This is a genomic window from Streptomyces spongiae (genome assembly GCF_009377185.1).
GTDB lineage: Bacteria > Actinomycetota > Actinomycetes > Streptomycetales > Streptomycetaceae > Streptomyces > Streptomyces spongiae.
The window spans coordinates 1-16,282 of sequence record NZ_VJZC01000188.1 but is presented as its reverse complement, the minus strand read 5'-3'; the positions used below and the strand labels follow the sequence as shown (position 1 = coordinate 16,282).

The following is a 16,282-nucleotide window of genomic DNA, read 5'->3' as shown; positions in this document are numbered from 1 at the left end:
CATCCGGGGAGGGCTCTTCGGAATCCGCGGGCGCGAGTCCGTCGACGGTCGAGTCTCCGTCACGGTCCTCCTTGGCGGTTGCCTCGTCCGTGTCCGACGGTTGGTGAAAGCGCGTGAAGAGCGACACCCCGAGTGTCCTTCCGGTGCGAAGCGCGGTGGTGGCACGGCGGGCCGGGATCGAGGGCCCGGGTCGCCGCCTTCCCCTGTACGGCTCACGAACGGCTCCAGTTCAACGCTCACAAAAAAGCCCACCAGTGTTTTCTTGCAGGTCAAGTACGGTCCAAGCCCGGTCCAAGCCCGGTTCAAGCCCCACCCAAGCACCGGTCGGCGAACACCCATGCGCCAGATCCCCCTCCACGGTCCCTTCGCTCGGTGCTACACTGCCGACAGCACGTGTGTTCGCCCCGTCGTGGGCGCCGGTGCCCGTTACACCGCTTCTTCTCTTCATCACCTCTCGTGTACGGCCCCAAGGCGTACAGCTCCGAGCTCCATCGCCGCCGTACCCGACGACGTGGTGTCCGGCCGCACCCAGGCGTGACCATTCCGCCTCGCGGCAATCCCCTTCCCCCCTGACGCACCTGTCCACTGAGTCCGGCTCAGTCCCGAAAGGACCCCCCTTGAGCACCACACTCGAATCCCCTCCCACCCAACGGCAGCTCCCGGTCCACGTCTTTGGTGTCCTCGACATCGCACAGGGCGGCCAGGGGCACCTGCGCACCGAGAGCTGCCTGTCCACCCCCGACGACCCGCAGGTCCCCGCCACGCTGATCCGCCGGTACGGCCTGCGCAAGGGCGACACCGTCGAAGGTGTACGCGGCGCTCGACGCGCCCTCACCGAGATCGAGCGGATCAACGGCCGCGCGCCCGAAGAACTGCGCGACCGCCCGCGCTTCCACGACCTCACCCCGCTCCACCCTCACGACCGGCTCCGCCTCGAACACCGGGCGAGCGGTCTCACCGGACGGGTCGTCGACCTGATCGCGCCCGTCGGCAAGGGCCAGCGCGGACTGATCGTGGCCCCGCCCAAGACCGGCAAGACCGTGCTGCTCCAGCAGCTGGCCGCCGCGGTCGCCGGCAACCACCCCGAGTGCCACCTGATGGTGGCGCTGCTCGACGAGCGCCCCGAGGAGGTGACCGACATGCGGCGCTCCGTGCGCGGCGAGGTGTACGCGTCGACGTTCGACCGGACGCCGAAGCAGCACATCGCGCTCGCCGAGCTCGTCGTGGAACGCGCCAAGCGCCTCGTCGAGCAGGGCGAGGACGTCGTGATCCTCCTGGACTCGATCACCCGGCTGTGCCGGGCGCACAACAACGCGGCCGCGGCCGGTGGCCGTACCCTCAGCGGCGGCGTCGACGCCGCCGCGCTGCACGGACCCAAGCGGCTGTTCGGCGCCGCACGCCGGACCGAGGAGCGCGGCTCGCTCACCATCCTCGCCACCGCCCTGGTGGAGACCGGTTCCCGTGCCGACGACTTCTTCTTCGAGGAGCTCAAGAGCACCGGCAACATGGAACTGCGTCTGGACCGCTCCCTCGCGGCCCGGCGGGTCTTCCCCGCCGTCGACATCACACCGTCCGGCACCCGTCGCGAGGAACTCCTGCTGCCGACGGGCGAGTTGACGGCCGTACGAGGGCTGCGGCGGGCCCTGCAGTCGCGGGACGGTCAGGACCGGGCGAGTCTCGAAACCCTCCTGGAGCGGATGCGCGCCACCCCGGACAACGCCGCTTTCCTGCGCCAGGTCCAGCCCACGCTCCCGGCTTCCTGACGCCAGCCGTCCTGTACACCGCCCCAGTCGCAGCGGCACGCGTGTTGATGCATCCGGGTGGCCGGTTCGCTCGCTCGGCCGTGGTGACCCGGCAGGACGCCTCACACATTCCTACGTTGACGGTATGACCATCGGACTCTCTGCCCGTGCCGCCACCTCCTGCTCCGCCGTCTGTGTGATCGGGCTGCTGACCCTCGCTCCGGTCTCCGCCGCCCGGCCGGGCGGGACCCCGTCCACCGCGCATGCGACGGCCTCTCCGGGGCAGCAGTCGTCGCTGCATCGGCCCGGCACACAGGTGCGGCCCCGGCCTGGGGCGCCGAAGGTTCCCAGGGACCTGTCCGCGCTGTCGTGGGTGGTGGCCGACGCCGACAGCGGTGACGTGCTGGCCGCGCACGACGCGCACCGCAGACTGCCGCCCGCCAGCACGCTCAAGACGCTCTTCGCGCTCGCGGTGCTGCCGTCCCTGCCGGGCGGCACCCGGCACACCGTCAGACCCGAGGAACTGGCCGGTGTCGGCGCGGGCAGCAGTCTGGTCGGCGTCAAGGAGAACCGCACCTACCGCGTGGCGGACCTGTGGCGCGGTGTCTTCCTCAGCTCCGGCAACGACGCCGTGCACGTCCTGGCCTCGCTCAACGGAGGCTGGCGCACCACAGCGGCCCAGATGCAGGCGAAGGCCCGTGCCCTGGGCGCGCTCGACACACGGGTCGTGTCGCCCGACGGTTACGACGCGCCGGGACAGGTCTCGTCGGCGTACGACCTCGCGGTGTTCGGGCGGGCCGGGCTGCGCAACGAGGAGTTCGCGCGGTACTGCGCCACGGCCGAGGCCCGGTTCCCGGCGGACGGCGCGGCGTACCCCATCCGCAACACCAACCGCCTCCTCACGGGCGCGCAGGGCGTCGACCGCTACCCGGGCCTGATCGGCGTCAAGAACGGCTACACCACCAACGCGGGCAACACGCTCATCGCGGCGGCCAAGCGGAACGGACGCACCCTGGTCGTCACGGTGATGAACCCTCAGGCGGGCGGCGGTTTCACCGTGTATCAGGAGGCCCGTTCACTGCTCGACTGGGGTTTCGAGTCGGCCGGGCGCGTCGACCCGGTGGGGTCGTTGCTGCCGCCACACTCCTCGCCGCGCCCCTCGCCGCGGGCGGAGGCGGGGGCAGGGGCGCAGGGCGAGCCGGTGCCCGTCGCCAAGAAGGAGTCCTCGCGTCCCGGCTGGACGGTGGCGGGCGCGCTCGTGGGGGTTGCCGGGGTCGGCGCGGGAGCCGTCTTCATGACCCTGTGGCGCAGGGGCCGGCGGCCTACCGAGGACTGAGCGACGGGCAACCAGAGCAGCAGGCCGAGCGTGATCCACACGTAGGTGTTGCTGCCGAGGAAGCCGTCCAGGCCGGACGCGTCGTCGAACCACAGCCACACGACGCTGCTGCACAGCACCGCGTACAGACTGCCCGCGACCCACAGCAGCCTGCGGTGGCGGAGCAGTACGGCGAACGACGGCAGCAGCCACACCAGGTGGTGCACCCAGGTGATCGGGCTGACCAGGCACGCGGTCAGCCCGGTGAGGGCGAACGCCCCCGTCCAGTCGCCGGCCGTGACCGCCCGGTGTGTCCGCCGGGCCCACACGCACAGCACCGCCAGCACCACCAGCGCCCAGGCGGCACGGCTCGGTTCGGCCGGTTCCGCGAGCCGGGCCAGCACGCCCTGCAACGACTGGTTGGAGACGTAGGCGAGTCGGCCGATCCGGTTCGTGTCCCACAGCGCCTCGGTCCAGTAGAAGCGGGAGGCGTCGGGCGCCACCCAGGCCGCCGCCGCGGTGGCGGCCGCGGCGACGGCGGTCGCGAGCCCGGCGGCGCGCCGGCGCCGGGCGAGCAGCAGCAGTCCGATGAAGATCGCGGGCGTCAGCTTCACGGCTGCCGCGAGCCCGATGCCCACCCCTGCCCAGCGGCCCCGTCCCGTGGACAGCAGCCAGGCGTCGCCGAGGACGAGCGCCAGCAACAGCAGGTTGACCTGGCCGAAGCTGAAGGTGTCCCGCACCGGTTCGAGCAGGGCGAGCAGACACAGCGCCAGCGCCACGCCGAACCAGCCGTACCGGCGCAGCATCGGCCCGACCAGGATGTACAGCACGGCCGCCAGTGCCGCGAGGTTGAGCAGCAGACAGAGCGCGATCGCCGTGTGCAGTCCGACGAGTGCCATCGGGAGCATGCCGACGGCCGCGAACGGCGGGTAGGTGAAGCCGTACGTCGTCCCCGGCACCCGGTAGTCGTAGAGGCGGCCACCGTGGTGTGCCCAGGTGTTGACGGCCCCGTAGTAGACACGCAGGTCGAACCAGTCGCGCAGGAGTGGCACGGTGACGGTGAAGACGGTGACGGCGGTGGCGAGCAGGAGTATCAGCAGGAGCCGTCGACGATCGGTTCCCACTGTCTCGCTGTCCACTCTCTCGGCGTCCGCGCTGTCGATGCCCGGCAGCGTCGGGGTCATGCCGTGCGCTCCAGCACGGGCGCCCGGGAGGCCTGGTGGGCCTGCCAGAGCACGACCAGGGCGAGCGCGCCGCCCGACACGGCCAGGGCGATCTGGTCGGTGTCCGGGGGTCCGCCGCTCGGCAGGACGGCGAGCGCGAGCACTCCGCTGGCGGCTGCGACACGTCGGCGCACGGAGCTGCTGGGCGCCGCCGCGGCGATGAGGAACAGTCCCCACAGCGCGTACCAGGGCCGGATCGCCGGGCCGAGCACCGCCACCACGGCGAGGCTGAGGCCCAGCGCGTACACGGGGCCGGGGCGCAGCTTCAGCCATATGTAGAGGACGACAGCCGTGGTCGCGACGAGTCCGGCAGCGTGCCAGACCGGCAGGGCCAGGGGGGCGAGTTCACTGCCCAGGTCGTGCAGTACCGCTCCGGTGGCGCGGCCTAGGACGCTGGTGGGCGACCAGTTGTCCGGGGACACCGGGGTGCGGAGGGCGGCGATCCAGCCGTATCCCGTGCCGGTCAGGGCGGTGGTCACGGCGGTCGTGGCGAGGGCGACGCCCACTGTCGTCACCGTCGTCCGTACGGCACGTCTGCGTCCCCGCATCACGACGATCGCCAGCAGGCCGAGCGCGGCAGGCGCCTTGACCAGTGCGGCGAGCGTCACGAGGACGACGCCGAGGACGTACAGGCGGCCGCGTGCCACGACCAGTCCGACGCCGAGCAGCCCGAGCATGACGGCGTCGTTGTGCGCCCCGGCCACAAGGTGCAGCAGGACCAGCGGGTTCAGTGCTCCCAGCCACAGGGCGGCGGCCGGCTCGACGTCACTGTGCCGGGCGAGGCGGGGCAGCGCCACGGCCATGAGGCCCACACCGAGCAGGGCGACCATGCGCATGCCGATCAGCCCGGCGGGCAGCTGACCGCTGGTCAGTCCCGCCAGTGCGGAGGCTATGGCGAGGAAGACCGGGCCGTACGGTGTCGCGGTGTGCTGCCAGACCGGAGCGACCTCGGCCGCGAGGGGCCCGCCGAGGCGCGCGGGGCCGTGGGCGTACACGTCGATGTGCTCCTCGACCATGGCGCCCTGGGCGAGGTAGCTGTACACGTCCCGGCTGAACAGGGGCGGCGCGAGCAGCAGCGGAGCGGCCCAGACGACCAGAACAACCAGCAGGGACCGAGGAGTCGGCGGCCTCGGCCCTCGTACGACCCGGCCCAGCAGCGCCCACGCCGCGATCAGCAGGACGACGCCGAAGTACACGCAGACCAGGCCGAGCGCCGCCCGCGCCGACGCGGGCGCGAGCAGGTCGCGCACCGGGAGGGCCCCGGCTGTCTCACCTCCCAGTGCGAGGACGGCGGAGCCGGCGAGGCCCAGCGCCTGACAGCGGCGGAGATCGACGGGAAAAGCCATGGCCAACACTCAGCCAGCGTGTCGACACGGGGTGGCCGGAAGGCGACGCCCGGCTCGCCGTGCGGCGGCCGCTGTGTGACCGCCACGTGATCGCCGAGTCCGGCCCCGGCGGCGCGTGAAGCGCACGAGAACTCAGGGAGTCCGCTGAGCGTCGTTGACGCGGTCCAGCGCTTCAGAGGGAGTGAACGGTGGACTCAGTGTCCGGGGACCACGAGGTGGGCCCGTTCCTCGGGGCGGGTCGCGGCCAGGTAGTGCTCTTCGGCCAGGCGCCAGCGGGACACCCAGTCGATCGGCCCGCGGTCGTGATCGCGTGCGCGGAGCCGTCGCAGGGACTCCTCGCGCGGAGTGTCGACGTAGACCACCAGGTCGTAGTGGTCGGCGAGTTCGGGCCGCGCGGTGTACACACCCTCGACGACGACGATGCCGGAGCGGGAGACGGTGTGGATCTCGTCCGGCGCCAGGGACCCGGTCCCCCAGTCATAGCGCCGGTAGGCGGCGTCCCGACCGGCGGCGAGCGGAGCGAGCACCTCCGCGCGCAGCCGTTGCCAGTCGAAGTAGCGGTGGTAGCCCTGCGCCGGATCGAGCCGGGCGCGCTCCTCGGTGTCCATGGGGCGATAGAAGTCGTCACCGTGCACGACCACGGCGCCACGCGACTCGGCGAGGCCCGCCGCCAGGGTCGGCTTGCCCGAGTCCCCCGGGCCGTCGAGCGCGACCAGGGCGAACCCCTCACGTGTCCGGGCGTCGGCCGCGGCGGCGACCCGCTCGGCACCGGTCGGGATCGTCGTCATGACGACATTCTGCCGCCGGGAGTTCCTCAGACCGCCTGCGGCTCCCCGCTGCCCGCGACGACCTCCGGGCGGAGCAGGGCCTGAAGGCGGTCGGCCGGCAGCAGGCCCTTTTCCAGGACGAGTTCGGCGACGCCGCGGCCCGTGGCGAGGGCTTCCTTCGCGATGTCGGTGGCGGCCGTGTAGCCGATGTACGGGTTGAGGGCGGTGACCAGGCCGATGGAGTTCTCCACCGCGGCCCGCAGCCCTTCCGTGTTGGCGGTGATGCCGTCCACGCACCGCTCGGCGAGCGTCAGGCAGGCCGCCCGCAGGTGGGTGATGCTCTCCGAGAGGGAGTGGAGGATGATCGGCTCGAAGGCGTTGAGCTGGAGCTGACCCGCCTCCGCCGCCATGGTGATGGTGACGTCGTTGCCGATCACCTCGAAGGCGACCTGGTTGACGACCTCGGGAATCACCGGGTTGACCTTGCCGGGCATGATGCTCGAACCCGCCTGCACGGGAGGCAGGTTGATCTCGTTCAGGCCCGCCCGCGGCCCCGACGACAGCAGACGCAGGTCGTTGCAGCTCTTCGACAGCTTGACGGCGATGCGCTTCAGCACGCCCGACATCTGGACGAAGGCACCGCAGTCCTGGGTCGCCTCGACCAGGTTGGCGGCGGTCACGAGGGGCAGTCCGGTGATCTGGGCGAGGTGGCGGCGCGCCGACTCGGCGTATCCGGCGGGCGCGTTGAGGCCGGTGCCGATCGCCGTGGCACCCAGGTTGATCTCGTGGATCAGTTCCACCGCCTCGGCGAGCCGGCTGCGGTCCTCGTCCAGCATCACCGCGTACGCCGAGAACTCCTGCCCCAGCGTCATCGGCACCGCGTCCTGGAGCTGGGTGCGCCCCATCTTCAGCACGTCGCGGAACTCGACGGCCTTGCGGGCGAAGGAGTCCTGGAGGACCGTCATCGCCTTCAGCAGCTCGCGCACCGCGAAGACCGTCGCGATCTTCACCGCGGTCGGGTAGACGTCGTTGGTCGACTGGCCGAGGTTGACGTCCTCGTTGGGGTGGAGGTGCTCGTACTGGCCCTTGCGGCGGCCGAGCAGTTCCAACGCCCGGTTCGCGACGACCTCGTTGGCGTTCATGTTCGTCGACGTTCCGGCGCCGCCCTGGACGACGTCGACGACGAACTGGTCGTGCAGCTTGCCGTCACGGATCTCCTGGCAGGCCGCGACGATGGCGGACGCCTTCTCGGAGTCGAGCAGGCCGAGTTCCTCGTTGGCGCGGGCGGCGGCCTCCTTCACGGCGGCGAGGGCCTCGATCAGGTGCGGGTAGGCGGAGATCGGCGTTCCCGTGATGGGGAAGTTCTCCGTGGCGCGGAGGGTGTGGACACCCCAGTACGCGTCGGCGGGTACGTCGCGGTCGCCGAGGAGGTCGTGTTCACTGCGGGTGGCTGCGGCGGTCATGGCTGTGCGGGCCTTCTTTCGTCGGGTGGCGCCCAAGAGCTCGGGACTTGTTCACCGTTGGCGGGTGCGGGGTTGTTCGTGGTTGCTCGCGCCCACGCGGCGGAGCCGCATATGGACACAGCCCCGCGCCCCTGAAGGGGCGCGCCCGGAGACTCAGACGCGGTGCGTCACGCACCCGTCGGCCGTAAGGGGATCCAGCGCGCGGGTCGGCCTGACCTGCCCAACCACTTCCCCTCCGCCGAGCAGCGGGCCTCCCGCGAACTCCTCCAGAGTCCCCGGGTCGATGCCCGCGCGGGCGAGCGCGGCCGCTGTCACGGGGACGCGGGCCCGGTCGGCGCCGTCGGCGATCTTGACGGCGACGGCCCTCCCGTCCGGCAGCGCCGCGATCTGGACGCCCTCGAACCCGTCCTTGGTCAGCAGCCCGGGCACCGCGCGCATCAGCGCGGCGACGTCGCGCCCGGAGCCGGACGCCATCTCGGCGTGCTCGCGCATCGCGTCGGCCACGCGCGCCTCCGGGGTGCCCTCGGGAGCGGTGGTGATCCGGGCCGCGGCGCGCGCGAGCCCGTGCAGGGAGGTGGAGAACAGGGGCGCGCCGCAACCGTCCACCGTCACCGCGGCGACGGCCTGCCCGGTGAGGTCCTCGACGATCTCGGCGATGGCCTGCTGGAGCGGGTGCTTCGGGTCGAGGTAGTCGTCGAGGGACCAGCCGTTGAGCTTGGCGGTGTAGAGCATGGCCGCGTGCTTGCCGGAGCAGTTCTGCGCGAGCCGCGACGGCAGCCGGGCCTCGCGCACCCAGGCGTCGCGGACGACCGGGTGGTAGGGCAGGTCGGGCACGTTGAGGAGGTGGTCCTCGGTGAGCCCGGCCAGTTCCAGGATCCGTCGGGTGCCGGCCAGGTGCCGTTCCTCGCCGGAGTGGCTGGCCGCGGCCAGTGAGAGCAGCTCGCCGTCGAGTGGCAGCCCGGCGCGCAGCATGGCCACGGCCTGCACGGGCTTGAGCGCCGAGCGGGGGTAGAAGGCAGCCTCGATGTCTCCGATCTGGAGGTCGACGCTGCCGTCGGCGGCCAGGACGGCCACCGAACCGTAGTGGATGCCCTCGATGACGCCACCCCGTATGAGGTGGGCGACGGGGGCGTGGAGGGGCTCCCGGATCACGGGAGCCGCGGCCACCGGCGACGAGGGGGTCGCCCGGACACCGGAGGCCGCTGAACTGCCGTACGTCACTGCTTGAATCACGCATCCGCTCCGCTAGAACGGCGGGCGACCCGGGACCTGATCCCGAACCAGCCCACCACCAACGCCCCCACGATCAGCGGGAGGCACAGCACCGTCGTGCGGCCGGCGCCGCCGTCGGCGTACATCAGGACGAGGACCGAGGCGAGGAAGAACAGCGTCACGAGCTCGGTCCACGGCGAACCCGGGAGCTGGTAGCTCGGCCTGGACAGTTCGCCGTTCTGGGTCTTCCGCCAGAACAACAGGTGACAGATCATGATCATGCCCCAGGTGGCGAGGATGCCGATCGCGGCGAAGTTCAGCACGATCTCGAAGGCATCGGCCGGGACCACGAAGTTCAGCCCGACGCCCAGCACACAGATACCGCTGGTGAGCAGGATGCCGCCGTACGGGACCTGGCTGCGGCTCATCACGCTCGTGAACTTCGGCGCGGAGCCCGACATCGCCATGGAGCGCAGGATGCGGCCGGTGGAGTACAGGCCCGAGTTGAGCGACGACATGGCCGCGGTCAGCACGACGAGGTTCATGATGCCGCCGGCCGCCGGGATACCGATGTTGGAGAGCACGGTGACGAAGGGGCTCTCCCCCGCCTTGTACGAGGACCAGGGCAGCAGCATCGACAGCAGGACGACGGAGCCGACGTAGAACAGACCGACGCGCCACATGATCGAGTTGATCGCCTTCGGCATGATCTTCTCGGGGTTCTCGGTCTCACCGGCGGCGACACCGACGAGCTCGACGGAGGCGTACGCGAAGACGACGCCCTGGATGATCAGCAGCATCGGCAGCAGGCCGTTGGGGAAGAGACCGCCGTTGTCGGTGATCAGGGCCGGGCCGGGAGTGGTGCCGTCGACCTGGTGCTGGGTGACCAGCAGGAAGATGCCGATACACATGAAGGCGACGAGCGCGCCGACCTTGATGATGGCGAACCAGAACTCCAGTTCGCCGAAGATCTTCACCGAGATGAGGTTCACGGTGAGGACCACCGCGAGCGCGATGAGCGCGAGGACCCACTGCGGGATGTCGGAGAACATGCCCCAGTAGTGGGTGTAGGTGGCCACCGCGGTGATGTCGGCGATACCGGTCGTGGCCCAGTTGAGGAAGTACATCCAGCCCGCGGTGTACGCGCCCTTCTCACCCATGAACTCACGGGCGTACGACACGAAGGCGCCGGACGACGGCCGGTACAGGACGAGTTCGCCGAGGGCGCGAACGACGAGGAAGGCGAAGATTCCGCAGACCGCGTAGGCGATGAACAGGGACGGGCCCGCGTCGGCGAGCCGGCCGCCGGCGCCGAGGAAGAGGCCCGTGCCGATCGCGCCTCCGATGGCGATCATGTTGACGTGCCGGGATTTGAGGGACTTGCTGTAGCCCGCGTCGCCGGCGTCGACGTGCGCCGGTTTCTGTACGGCTTCCTGGAGTGACTCGCTCACGCCTCGGGTCCGCCTTCCGTGGAGCTGTCCGTGCGTGGGGGACGCACGATGTCTGTGAGGGTGGTTTCGACGCGGTCGAGGTGGTGGGACATGGCCTCCACCGCGTCGTGTTCGGAACCGTCGATCAGCGCCTCGACGATGGCCCGGTGCTCGCGGTTGGACTGCTCGCGGCGGCCACCCAGCTCGTTGAGGAAGGCCGACTGGCGGGCCAGCGCGTCCCGGATCTCCTCGATGACCCGGCGGAACACCGGGTTCTGGGTGGCCTCGGCGATCGCCAGGTGGAACAGGGTGTCCATCGCGACCCATGCGGTCGTGTCGGTCTCCCGCTCCATCCGGTCCATCAGGTGGGCCAGGTGGTCCAGGTCCTCCGGGGTACGGCGGACCGCCGCGTACCCGGCGACCGGGATCTCCACGTGCCGGCGCACCTCCAGCAGGTCGCTCGCCGTGAAGTCGCCGAAGGTGGGGTCTTCGACGGTGTTGGCCATCACGAAGGTGCCCTTGCCGGTGCGGGACTGGGTCAGCCCCATCACCTGCAAGGCCCGCAGCGCCTCGCGCAGAACCGGCCGGCTCACTTCGAGCCGACGGCACAGCTCCGCCTCGGAGGGGAGCTTGTCGCCGATGGCGTACTCGCCGCGCTCGATGGCGCCGCGGAGGTGGGTGAGCACCGCTTCCATGGCGCTGATACGCCGGGGTGCCGAGCCACCTGTCTGGCTGTCTGACAGGTTCACGTGGGTGATCCTGAGGGTGACGTAAGGGTGCTGTCAAGGGGTACCGGGCCAGGATCCATCCTTCCGCCCCTACCCGAGGATCAGCTCAGCACACCGGTCCCCAGCAGACCGAACAGCAGCAGACCGATCACGATCCGATAGATCACGAACGCGTTGAAGGAGTGCCTGGCCACGAACTTCAGCAGCCAGGCGATCGATCCGTACGCGACCGCGAACGACACGACGGTCCCCACCGCGAGCGGCGCGGCGCCCGCCCCCGTACCCAGGGCGTCCTTCAGCTCGTACAGACCGGCACCCGTCAGGGCCGGAATTCCGAGAAAGAAGGAGAGCCGGGTGGCCGCGACACGGTCCAGATCGAGCATCAGCGCGGTCGACATGGTGGCGCCGGAGCGGGAGAACCCGGGAAAGAGCAGGGCGAGGATCTGCGAGCCGCCCACCAGCATGGCGTCCTTGAACGAGGTGTCGTCCTCACCGCGCTTGTGCCGCCCCATCTGGTCCGCCGCCCACATCACCGCACTGCCGACGATCAGCGAGGCGGCCACCACCCAGAGCGAGGCGAGCGGCCCCTGGATGAGCGGCTTCGCCGCGAGCCCCACGGCGACGATCGGGACGGTCGCGGCGATCACCCACCAGGCGAACTTGTAGTCGTGGTGGTACCGCTCCTCCCTGTCGACGAGCCCCCGGAACCAGGCGGAGACGATGCGCGCGATGTCCTGGCGGAAGTACACGAGCACGGCGGCGATGGCGCCGACCTGGATGACCGCCGAGAACCCGACCACCGCGTGGTCGTCGACCGGGATCCCCATGAGTCCCTCGACGATCTTGAGATGACCGGTCGAGGACACCGGCAGGAACTCGGTCACCCCCTCGACGGCCCCGAGGACGACAGCCTGACCGAGGGAGATGGCGCTCATGTGATCCAGTTCTGGTGGGCGTCGGGTACGGCGCGGACAGTCGTACTACGGCGAGGTAAGGGCCCGTCTCACCGTGGGGCGTGTCGCGGGGGACTCAGCCCCAGATGGCCCCGGCGAGCGCCACTCCGGCGAATGCCGCGCCGAGGCCTGCCACCACGCTCGCGGCGACGTTGGCGACAGCGTAGAAGCGGGCGCCGTCCTGGGCGAGGCGCAGGGTCTCGTACGAGAAGGTCGAGTACGTGGTCAGGGCGCCGCACAGCCCGGTGCCGATGAGCAACTGAAGGTGGGAGCCGGCGGCGCCCGCGGCCACCGCTCCGGTGAGCAGACCGAGGACGAGCGACCCGGCGATGTTGACCGTGAAGGTGCCCCACGGGAAGACCGTGTCGTGCCGGGACTGCACGGCGCGGTCGGTGAGATAGCGCAGGGGCGCGCCGGCCATGCCGCCGGCGATGACGAGCAGCCAGTTCACAACGACCTCTTACCCTCCGCGCCCGTTTCGCCGGACGTGTCGTCCCGGCCGCCGTGGCTGACGACCTCGCACGCGTCGAGAGTCACGAGTCCCTCGGTGACGAGTTCGTCGAGCTCCGGCAGGAAGGCGCGTACGCGCTCCTCCTCGTCCACGATGACGACGGCGACGGGGAGCTCCTCACTCAGCGAGAGCAACCGTGAGGTGTGGACGACTCCGGAGGCGCCGAAGCCCTCGATGCCCCGGAACACGCTCGCGCCCGCCAGGCCGGCCGCGTGGGCCCTGTGGACGATCTCGCTGTAGAGGGGTCGGTGGTGCCAGGTGTCGTGCTCGCCGACGAGGACGGTCAGGCGCAGGGCGCGGCCCGTGAGCCGGGTGGATCGCGTCATTGCTGCCTCATCGTGAGTGGAGTGGATCGCGTCATGGCCGCCTCACCGCCAGGATCCGGCGCGCCGCCGCCACCGCGAGTCCCACCGATGCGAGGGCCGCGAGGAGTGTGGCGGCGAGATAGACGAGGCCGGTGCCGGGTCGGCCCTTGTCGACCAGTCGCTCGATGTCGACCGCGTACGTCGAGAAGGTGGTGAAGCCGCCGAGTACCCCGGTGCCGAAGAAGGGCCGCACCAGCCGGTGGGCCGCCCACACGTCGGTGATCACGACCATGAAGACGCCGATCACAGCGCAGCCGACGACGTTCACCCAGAACGTGGTCCAAGGGAAGCCGCCGGTCTGCGTGGGCCACAGCAGCGACGCACCGTAGCGGGCCGCGGCGCCGATGCCGCCGCCGAGCGCGACCACGGCCGCCACGGGCGCCTGGCCGTGCCAGAGGGACGGCCGTCGGGCGGGGACGACCACGTCGGCGGCGTCGGGGACGCCGAGCCGGTCGGGGTGCGGGACTGTCACATGGCTCAGCGTGCCACATCGGGCAGCTCGCACACGGCGACCCCCCGCTCCCACAGGCTCCCCAGGACCAGTCGCCCGTCCGCCACGCAGGCGCTGGTGACCATGCGGAACCCGGAGCGCCGGCGCACGAGGTCGTGGACGATTCGTCCCGTGTCGTCCACCGCCAGGACCCCGGCGAAGCCCTGCGGCCGGAAGGGGGCGCGGACGGCGACCCGGGCGGCGGCCCGCCGGGCGCCCGGGCCCATGCGGTGGAGCACATCCAACGGGGCGACACGTGGTCCGGCCAGTGCCACCCACATCAGCCCGTCCGGGCCGCGCCACATGTTGTCCGGCATACCGCTCAGGTCCCGGGCGAACGGCTCGCTGGTGCCCGCATCCGGGCCGGTGAGCCAGTAGCGCGTGAGGCGGCGCCCGCCGGTCTCCGCGACGATGAGAAAGGACTCGTCGTCCGAGGCCGCGACACCGTTGGCGAACTGCAGCCCGTCCAGCAGCACTTCGGGCCGTTCGCTCCCGGGTGTCAGACGCAACAGCCGCCCCGTACCGCTGTGTTCGACCAGGTCGCCGATCCACTGCTCCAGCGGATGGGTGCGGCTGGAGACGGTGAAGTAGATCGTCCCGTCGGTGAGAGCGATGACGTTGCTGCAGAACCGCAGCGGCTGGCCGTCCACCGAGTCCGCGAGCACTCTTACGGTGCCGTCCTTGGTCGCGCACCGCAGCAGTCCCATCCGGGCGTCGCAGACCAACAGGTCTCCGTCCGGGAGGAGTTCGAGCCCGAGGGGGCGGCCGCCGGTCTCCGCGAGTACCTGGACGCGGGTGCGGCCCGGGTCCGCGATGCCGTCCAGGCGCAGGATGCGGCCGTCCTCCACACCGGTCAGCACACGGCCCCGGTCGTCGGCGACCACGTCCTCGGGCCCTCGCCCGCCGATCCCCACGTACCGGAGCGGTACGAGTCCGGTGCTCCGTGACTGCGCCATGTCCACCTGCCACTGATCGTTTCCGACGGCCGACCTCATGGAGGGACTGGTACCCGGTACGGTCCGGCGGACCCGGTTTTTCACCCGGTCCGCCGCGCAGCCGGGTCCGGACGGGCCCGGTCGCCCCACGGCGGCCGGACCCGCGTCATCCATGTGCTCAGCGGTGGCTGAACCACGACATCGCCGGGAGCGCCCTGTCGTCGTAGCCGAACAGGGCCTGGTTCTCCCAGCCGTTGCCGGAGGACGCGTCGGTCGGGTCCCAGCCGTTGCCGGTCACCGCGGTCCAGGTCGCCTCCCAGTAGAAGACGCCGAGGCCACGGCCGTTGGGGACGGCCTCCACGATGCTCGCCACATCCTTCATCCACTGGGTCTGACCGGCCGTGGAGGCCGGGTAGCCGGACACGAGCTCACCGGTGGTGTCGATGATGTTCTCGAGCGAGTCCTCGCTGTCGAGGCGGAACGGGTAGGCCGTCTCGGCGACGAAGACCGGCTTGCCGTAACGGGAGGCCGCGTCGTCGAGGGTGGTCTGGAAGTCGGACAGCGGCCCGTGCCAGTAGCCGTAGTAGGACAGTCCTATGGCGTCGAACTTCACTCCGTTCGAGACCGCGTTGTCGAACCACCAGCGGGTGCCCGACAGGTCACCGCCCTTGGCGAGGTGCAGCGCCACGGTCGTACCGGAGTTGACCGCCTTGACGGCGTCGTAGCCGGAGTTGAGGAGCCCCGCGAGTTGCGACCAGTTGTTCGTGGAGCCCTCGTTCCACAGCATGCCGCCGTTGATCTCGTTGCCGACCTGCACCATGTCGGCGGTGGTGCCCTGCGCCTTCAGCGCGTTGAGGACGTCGTACGTGTGGTTGTAGACGTCCGTCTTCAACTGGCTGTAGCTGTGCCCGGCCCAGGCGGCGGGCTTGTCCTGGCGGCCCGGGTCGGCCCAGAAGTCCGAGTAGTGGAAGTCGACCAGCAGCTTCATACCGGCGGCCTTGATGCGCTTGGCCGTCGCCAGCACGCGCGTCTTGTTGTTGTAGCCGTCGGCGGGGTTGACCCAGACCTTCAGGCGCGCGTAGTTCATGCCGGCGTTCTTGAGGATGGTGATCGCGTCACCGGTGCTGCCGGAACTGTTCTTGTAGACACCGCCCTTGGCCTCGCTCTTCGCGATGGACGAGATGTCGGAGCCCTTGATGGCCAGGCCCGTCGAGCCCGAGGTGAAGGTCAGGTCGTCGACGTTGATCCAGTTGCCGGCGTTGGCGTCGGAGTTGACGCTGATCGTGCACTGGTTGTTCGTCACCGCGATGGAGGTGACGATCCTGATCCAGCCGCTGGAGGAGACCGGGAGGTCCGTGCGCTGCTCGGCGCTGCCGCAGTTCTTCAGGGCGAGGTACGCCGACTTCTGGCCGCCGCCGGAGCGTACCCACGCCGTGAGCTTGTAGTTCCCGTTGGTCAGGCCGGACAGGTACTGGTACGTCTCCACCTTGTACGCGGAGGACGACCAGTGGGTCAGGCGGTAGCTGCCGCTGTGGCCGCCGGACTCGGTGAACGAGGCGGTGTTCTGCCCGCCCGCCGAGTACGTCGACCAGCCGGACGGGGTCGCGGTGCCGGTGCCGTCGGACTCGAAGCCGCCGTTGGTGAGGGTGGCTGCGGCGTGGGCGGTCTGGGTGGGGAGAGTGGCCAGGGCGAGCCCGGCGGCGAGTGGGAGGAGCAGGGTTCGCAGTATGCGTCTGGGATGGAACATCGTCGTCCGTCGTCCCTTCGACGTTGGTGTGTGCGGGGGTGTGGGGGTGTGGGGT

At 70.7% G+C, this 16,282-nt stretch carries 14 protein-coding genes and 1 pseudogene; 2 read left to right on the top strand and 13 right to left on the bottom strand.

Annotated elements, in window-relative coordinates; genetic code table 11:
• Nucleotides 1-617 precede the first annotated feature (617 nt).
• Both rho and FNH08_RS52165 read left to right on the top strand, forming a co-directional pair.
• Nucleotides 618-1,763 carry a transcription termination factor Rho gene (rho, locus tag FNH08_RS24080; protein ID WP_152773624.1) on the top strand — a complete coding sequence of 382 codons (1,146 nt, stop codon included), beginning with the start codon at nucleotides 618-620 and terminating at the stop codon, nucleotides 1,761-1,763.
• A gap of 124 nt (nucleotides 1,764-1,887) precedes the next feature.
• Nucleotides 1,888-2,718: pseudogene (locus FNH08_RS52165) on the top strand (D-alanyl-D-alanine carboxypeptidase family protein); the annotation flags it as partial.
• Between the two features lie 86 nt (nucleotides 2,719-2,804).
• On the opposite strand, the gene FNH08_RS24070 reads toward FNH08_RS52165, so the two are convergent.
• From FNH08_RS24070 to FNH08_RS24010, 13 genes are all read right to left on the bottom strand, one after another.
• Entirely contained in the window at nucleotides 2,805-4,241 is a 1,437-nt protein-coding gene (locus tag FNH08_RS24070) for a glycosyltransferase 87 family protein (protein WP_152773622.1), read from the bottom strand.
• Entirely contained in the window at nucleotides 4,238-5,626 is a 1,389-nt protein-coding gene (gene mptB / locus FNH08_RS24065; RefSeq protein ID WP_152773621.1) for a polyprenol phosphomannose-dependent alpha 1,6 mannosyltransferase MptB, read from the bottom strand. Before mptB ends, FNH08_RS24070 begins: the two co-directional genes overlap by 4 nt.
• Nucleotides 5,627-5,820: 194 nt before the next feature.
• Entirely contained in the window at nucleotides 5,821-6,414 is a 594-nt protein-coding gene (locus tag FNH08_RS24060; RefSeq protein ID WP_152773620.1) for a uridine kinase family protein, read from the bottom strand.
• A gap of 26 nt (nucleotides 6,415-6,440) precedes the next feature.
• Complete coding sequence (gene aspA / locus FNH08_RS24055) at nucleotides 6,441-7,856, bottom strand: aspartate ammonia-lyase (protein ID WP_152773619.1); 1,416 nt, start codon at nucleotides 7,854-7,856, stop codon at nucleotides 6,441-6,443.
• A 153-nt stretch (nucleotides 7,857-8,009) separates the two neighbouring features.
• Nucleotides 8,010-9,089, bottom strand: a complete 1,080-nt coding sequence (locus FNH08_RS24050) for an asparaginase (RefSeq protein ID WP_322725232.1) — start codon at nucleotides 9,087-9,089, stop codon at nucleotides 8,010-8,012.
• Nucleotides 9,086-10,519, bottom strand: a complete 1,434-nt coding sequence (locus tag FNH08_RS24045; protein WP_322725230.1) for an amino acid permease — start codon at nucleotides 10,517-10,519, stop codon at nucleotides 9,086-9,088. The genes FNH08_RS24050 and FNH08_RS24045 overlap by 4 nt, the downstream gene beginning before the upstream one ends.
• Entirely contained in the window at nucleotides 10,516-11,247 is a 732-nt protein-coding gene (locus FNH08_RS24040; protein WP_322725228.1) for a FadR/GntR family transcriptional regulator, read from the bottom strand. The genes FNH08_RS24045 and FNH08_RS24040 overlap by 4 nt, the downstream gene beginning before the upstream one ends.
• 80 nt (nucleotides 11,248-11,327) lie before the next feature.
• Nucleotides 11,328-12,161 carry an undecaprenyl-diphosphate phosphatase gene (locus tag FNH08_RS24035; RefSeq protein ID WP_152773618.1) on the bottom strand — a complete coding sequence of 278 codons (834 nt, stop codon included), beginning with the start codon at nucleotides 12,159-12,161 and terminating at the stop codon, nucleotides 11,328-11,330.
• A 94-nt stretch (nucleotides 12,162-12,255) separates the two neighbouring features.
• On the bottom strand, nucleotides 12,256-12,630 hold the full coding sequence (crcB, locus tag FNH08_RS24030) for a fluoride efflux transporter CrcB (protein ID WP_322725227.1): 375 nt from the start codon (nucleotides 12,628-12,630) through the stop codon (nucleotides 12,256-12,258).
• A complete protein-coding gene (locus FNH08_RS24025) occupies nucleotides 12,627-13,016 on the bottom strand; it encodes a DUF190 domain-containing protein (protein ID WP_152773617.1) in 390 nt (129 codons plus the stop codon). The genes crcB (FNH08_RS24030) and FNH08_RS24025 overlap by 4 nt, the downstream gene beginning before the upstream one ends.
• 31 nt (nucleotides 13,017-13,047) lie before the next feature.
• Nucleotides 13,048-13,527 carry a fluoride efflux transporter CrcB gene (crcB, locus tag FNH08_RS24020; RefSeq protein ID WP_322725226.1) on the bottom strand — a complete coding sequence of 160 codons (480 nt, stop codon included), beginning with the start codon at nucleotides 13,525-13,527 and terminating at the stop codon, nucleotides 13,048-13,050.
• Between the two features lie 5 nt (nucleotides 13,528-13,532).
• Nucleotides 13,533-14,501 carry an SMP-30/gluconolactonase/LRE family protein gene (locus tag FNH08_RS24015; RefSeq protein ID WP_152773616.1) on the bottom strand — a complete coding sequence of 323 codons (969 nt, stop codon included), beginning with the start codon at nucleotides 14,499-14,501 and terminating at the stop codon, nucleotides 13,533-13,535.
• A 157-nt stretch (nucleotides 14,502-14,658) separates the two neighbouring features.
• A complete protein-coding gene (locus FNH08_RS24010) occupies nucleotides 14,659-16,227 on the bottom strand; it encodes a glycoside hydrolase family 53 protein (protein WP_152773615.1) in 1,569 nt (522 codons plus the stop codon).
• Nucleotides 16,228-16,282: the final 55 nt, after the last annotated feature.

Coding starts and splice junctions, on each gene's coding strand:
- FNH08_RS24070 (WP_152773622.1), bottom strand. CDS start 4,241: ATGACCCCGACGCTGCCGGGCATCGACAGCGCGGACGCCGAGAGAGTG.
- mptB (WP_152773621.1), bottom strand. CDS start 5,626: ATGGCTTTTCCCGTCGATCTCCGCCGCTGTCAGGCGCTGGGCCTCGCC.
- FNH08_RS24060 (WP_152773620.1), bottom strand. CDS start 6,414: ATGACGACGATCCCGACCGGTGCCGAGCGGGTCGCCGCCGCGGCCGAC.
- aspA (WP_152773619.1), bottom strand. CDS start 7,856: ATGACCGCCGCAGCCACCCGCAGTGAACACGACCTCCTCGGCGACCGC.
- FNH08_RS24035 (WP_152773618.1), bottom strand. CDS start 12,161: ATGAGCGCCATCTCCCTCGGTCAGGCTGTCGTCCTCGGGGCCGTCGAG.
- FNH08_RS24025 (WP_152773617.1), bottom strand. CDS start 13,016: ATGACGCGATCCACCCGGCTCACGGGCCGCGCCCTGCGCCTGACCGTC.
- FNH08_RS24015 (WP_152773616.1), bottom strand. CDS start 14,501: ATGGCGCAGTCACGGAGCACCGGACTCGTACCGCTCCGGTACGTGGGG.
- FNH08_RS24010 (WP_152773615.1), bottom strand. CDS start 16,227: ATGTTCCATCCCAGACGCATACTGCGAACCCTGCTCCTCCCACTCGCC.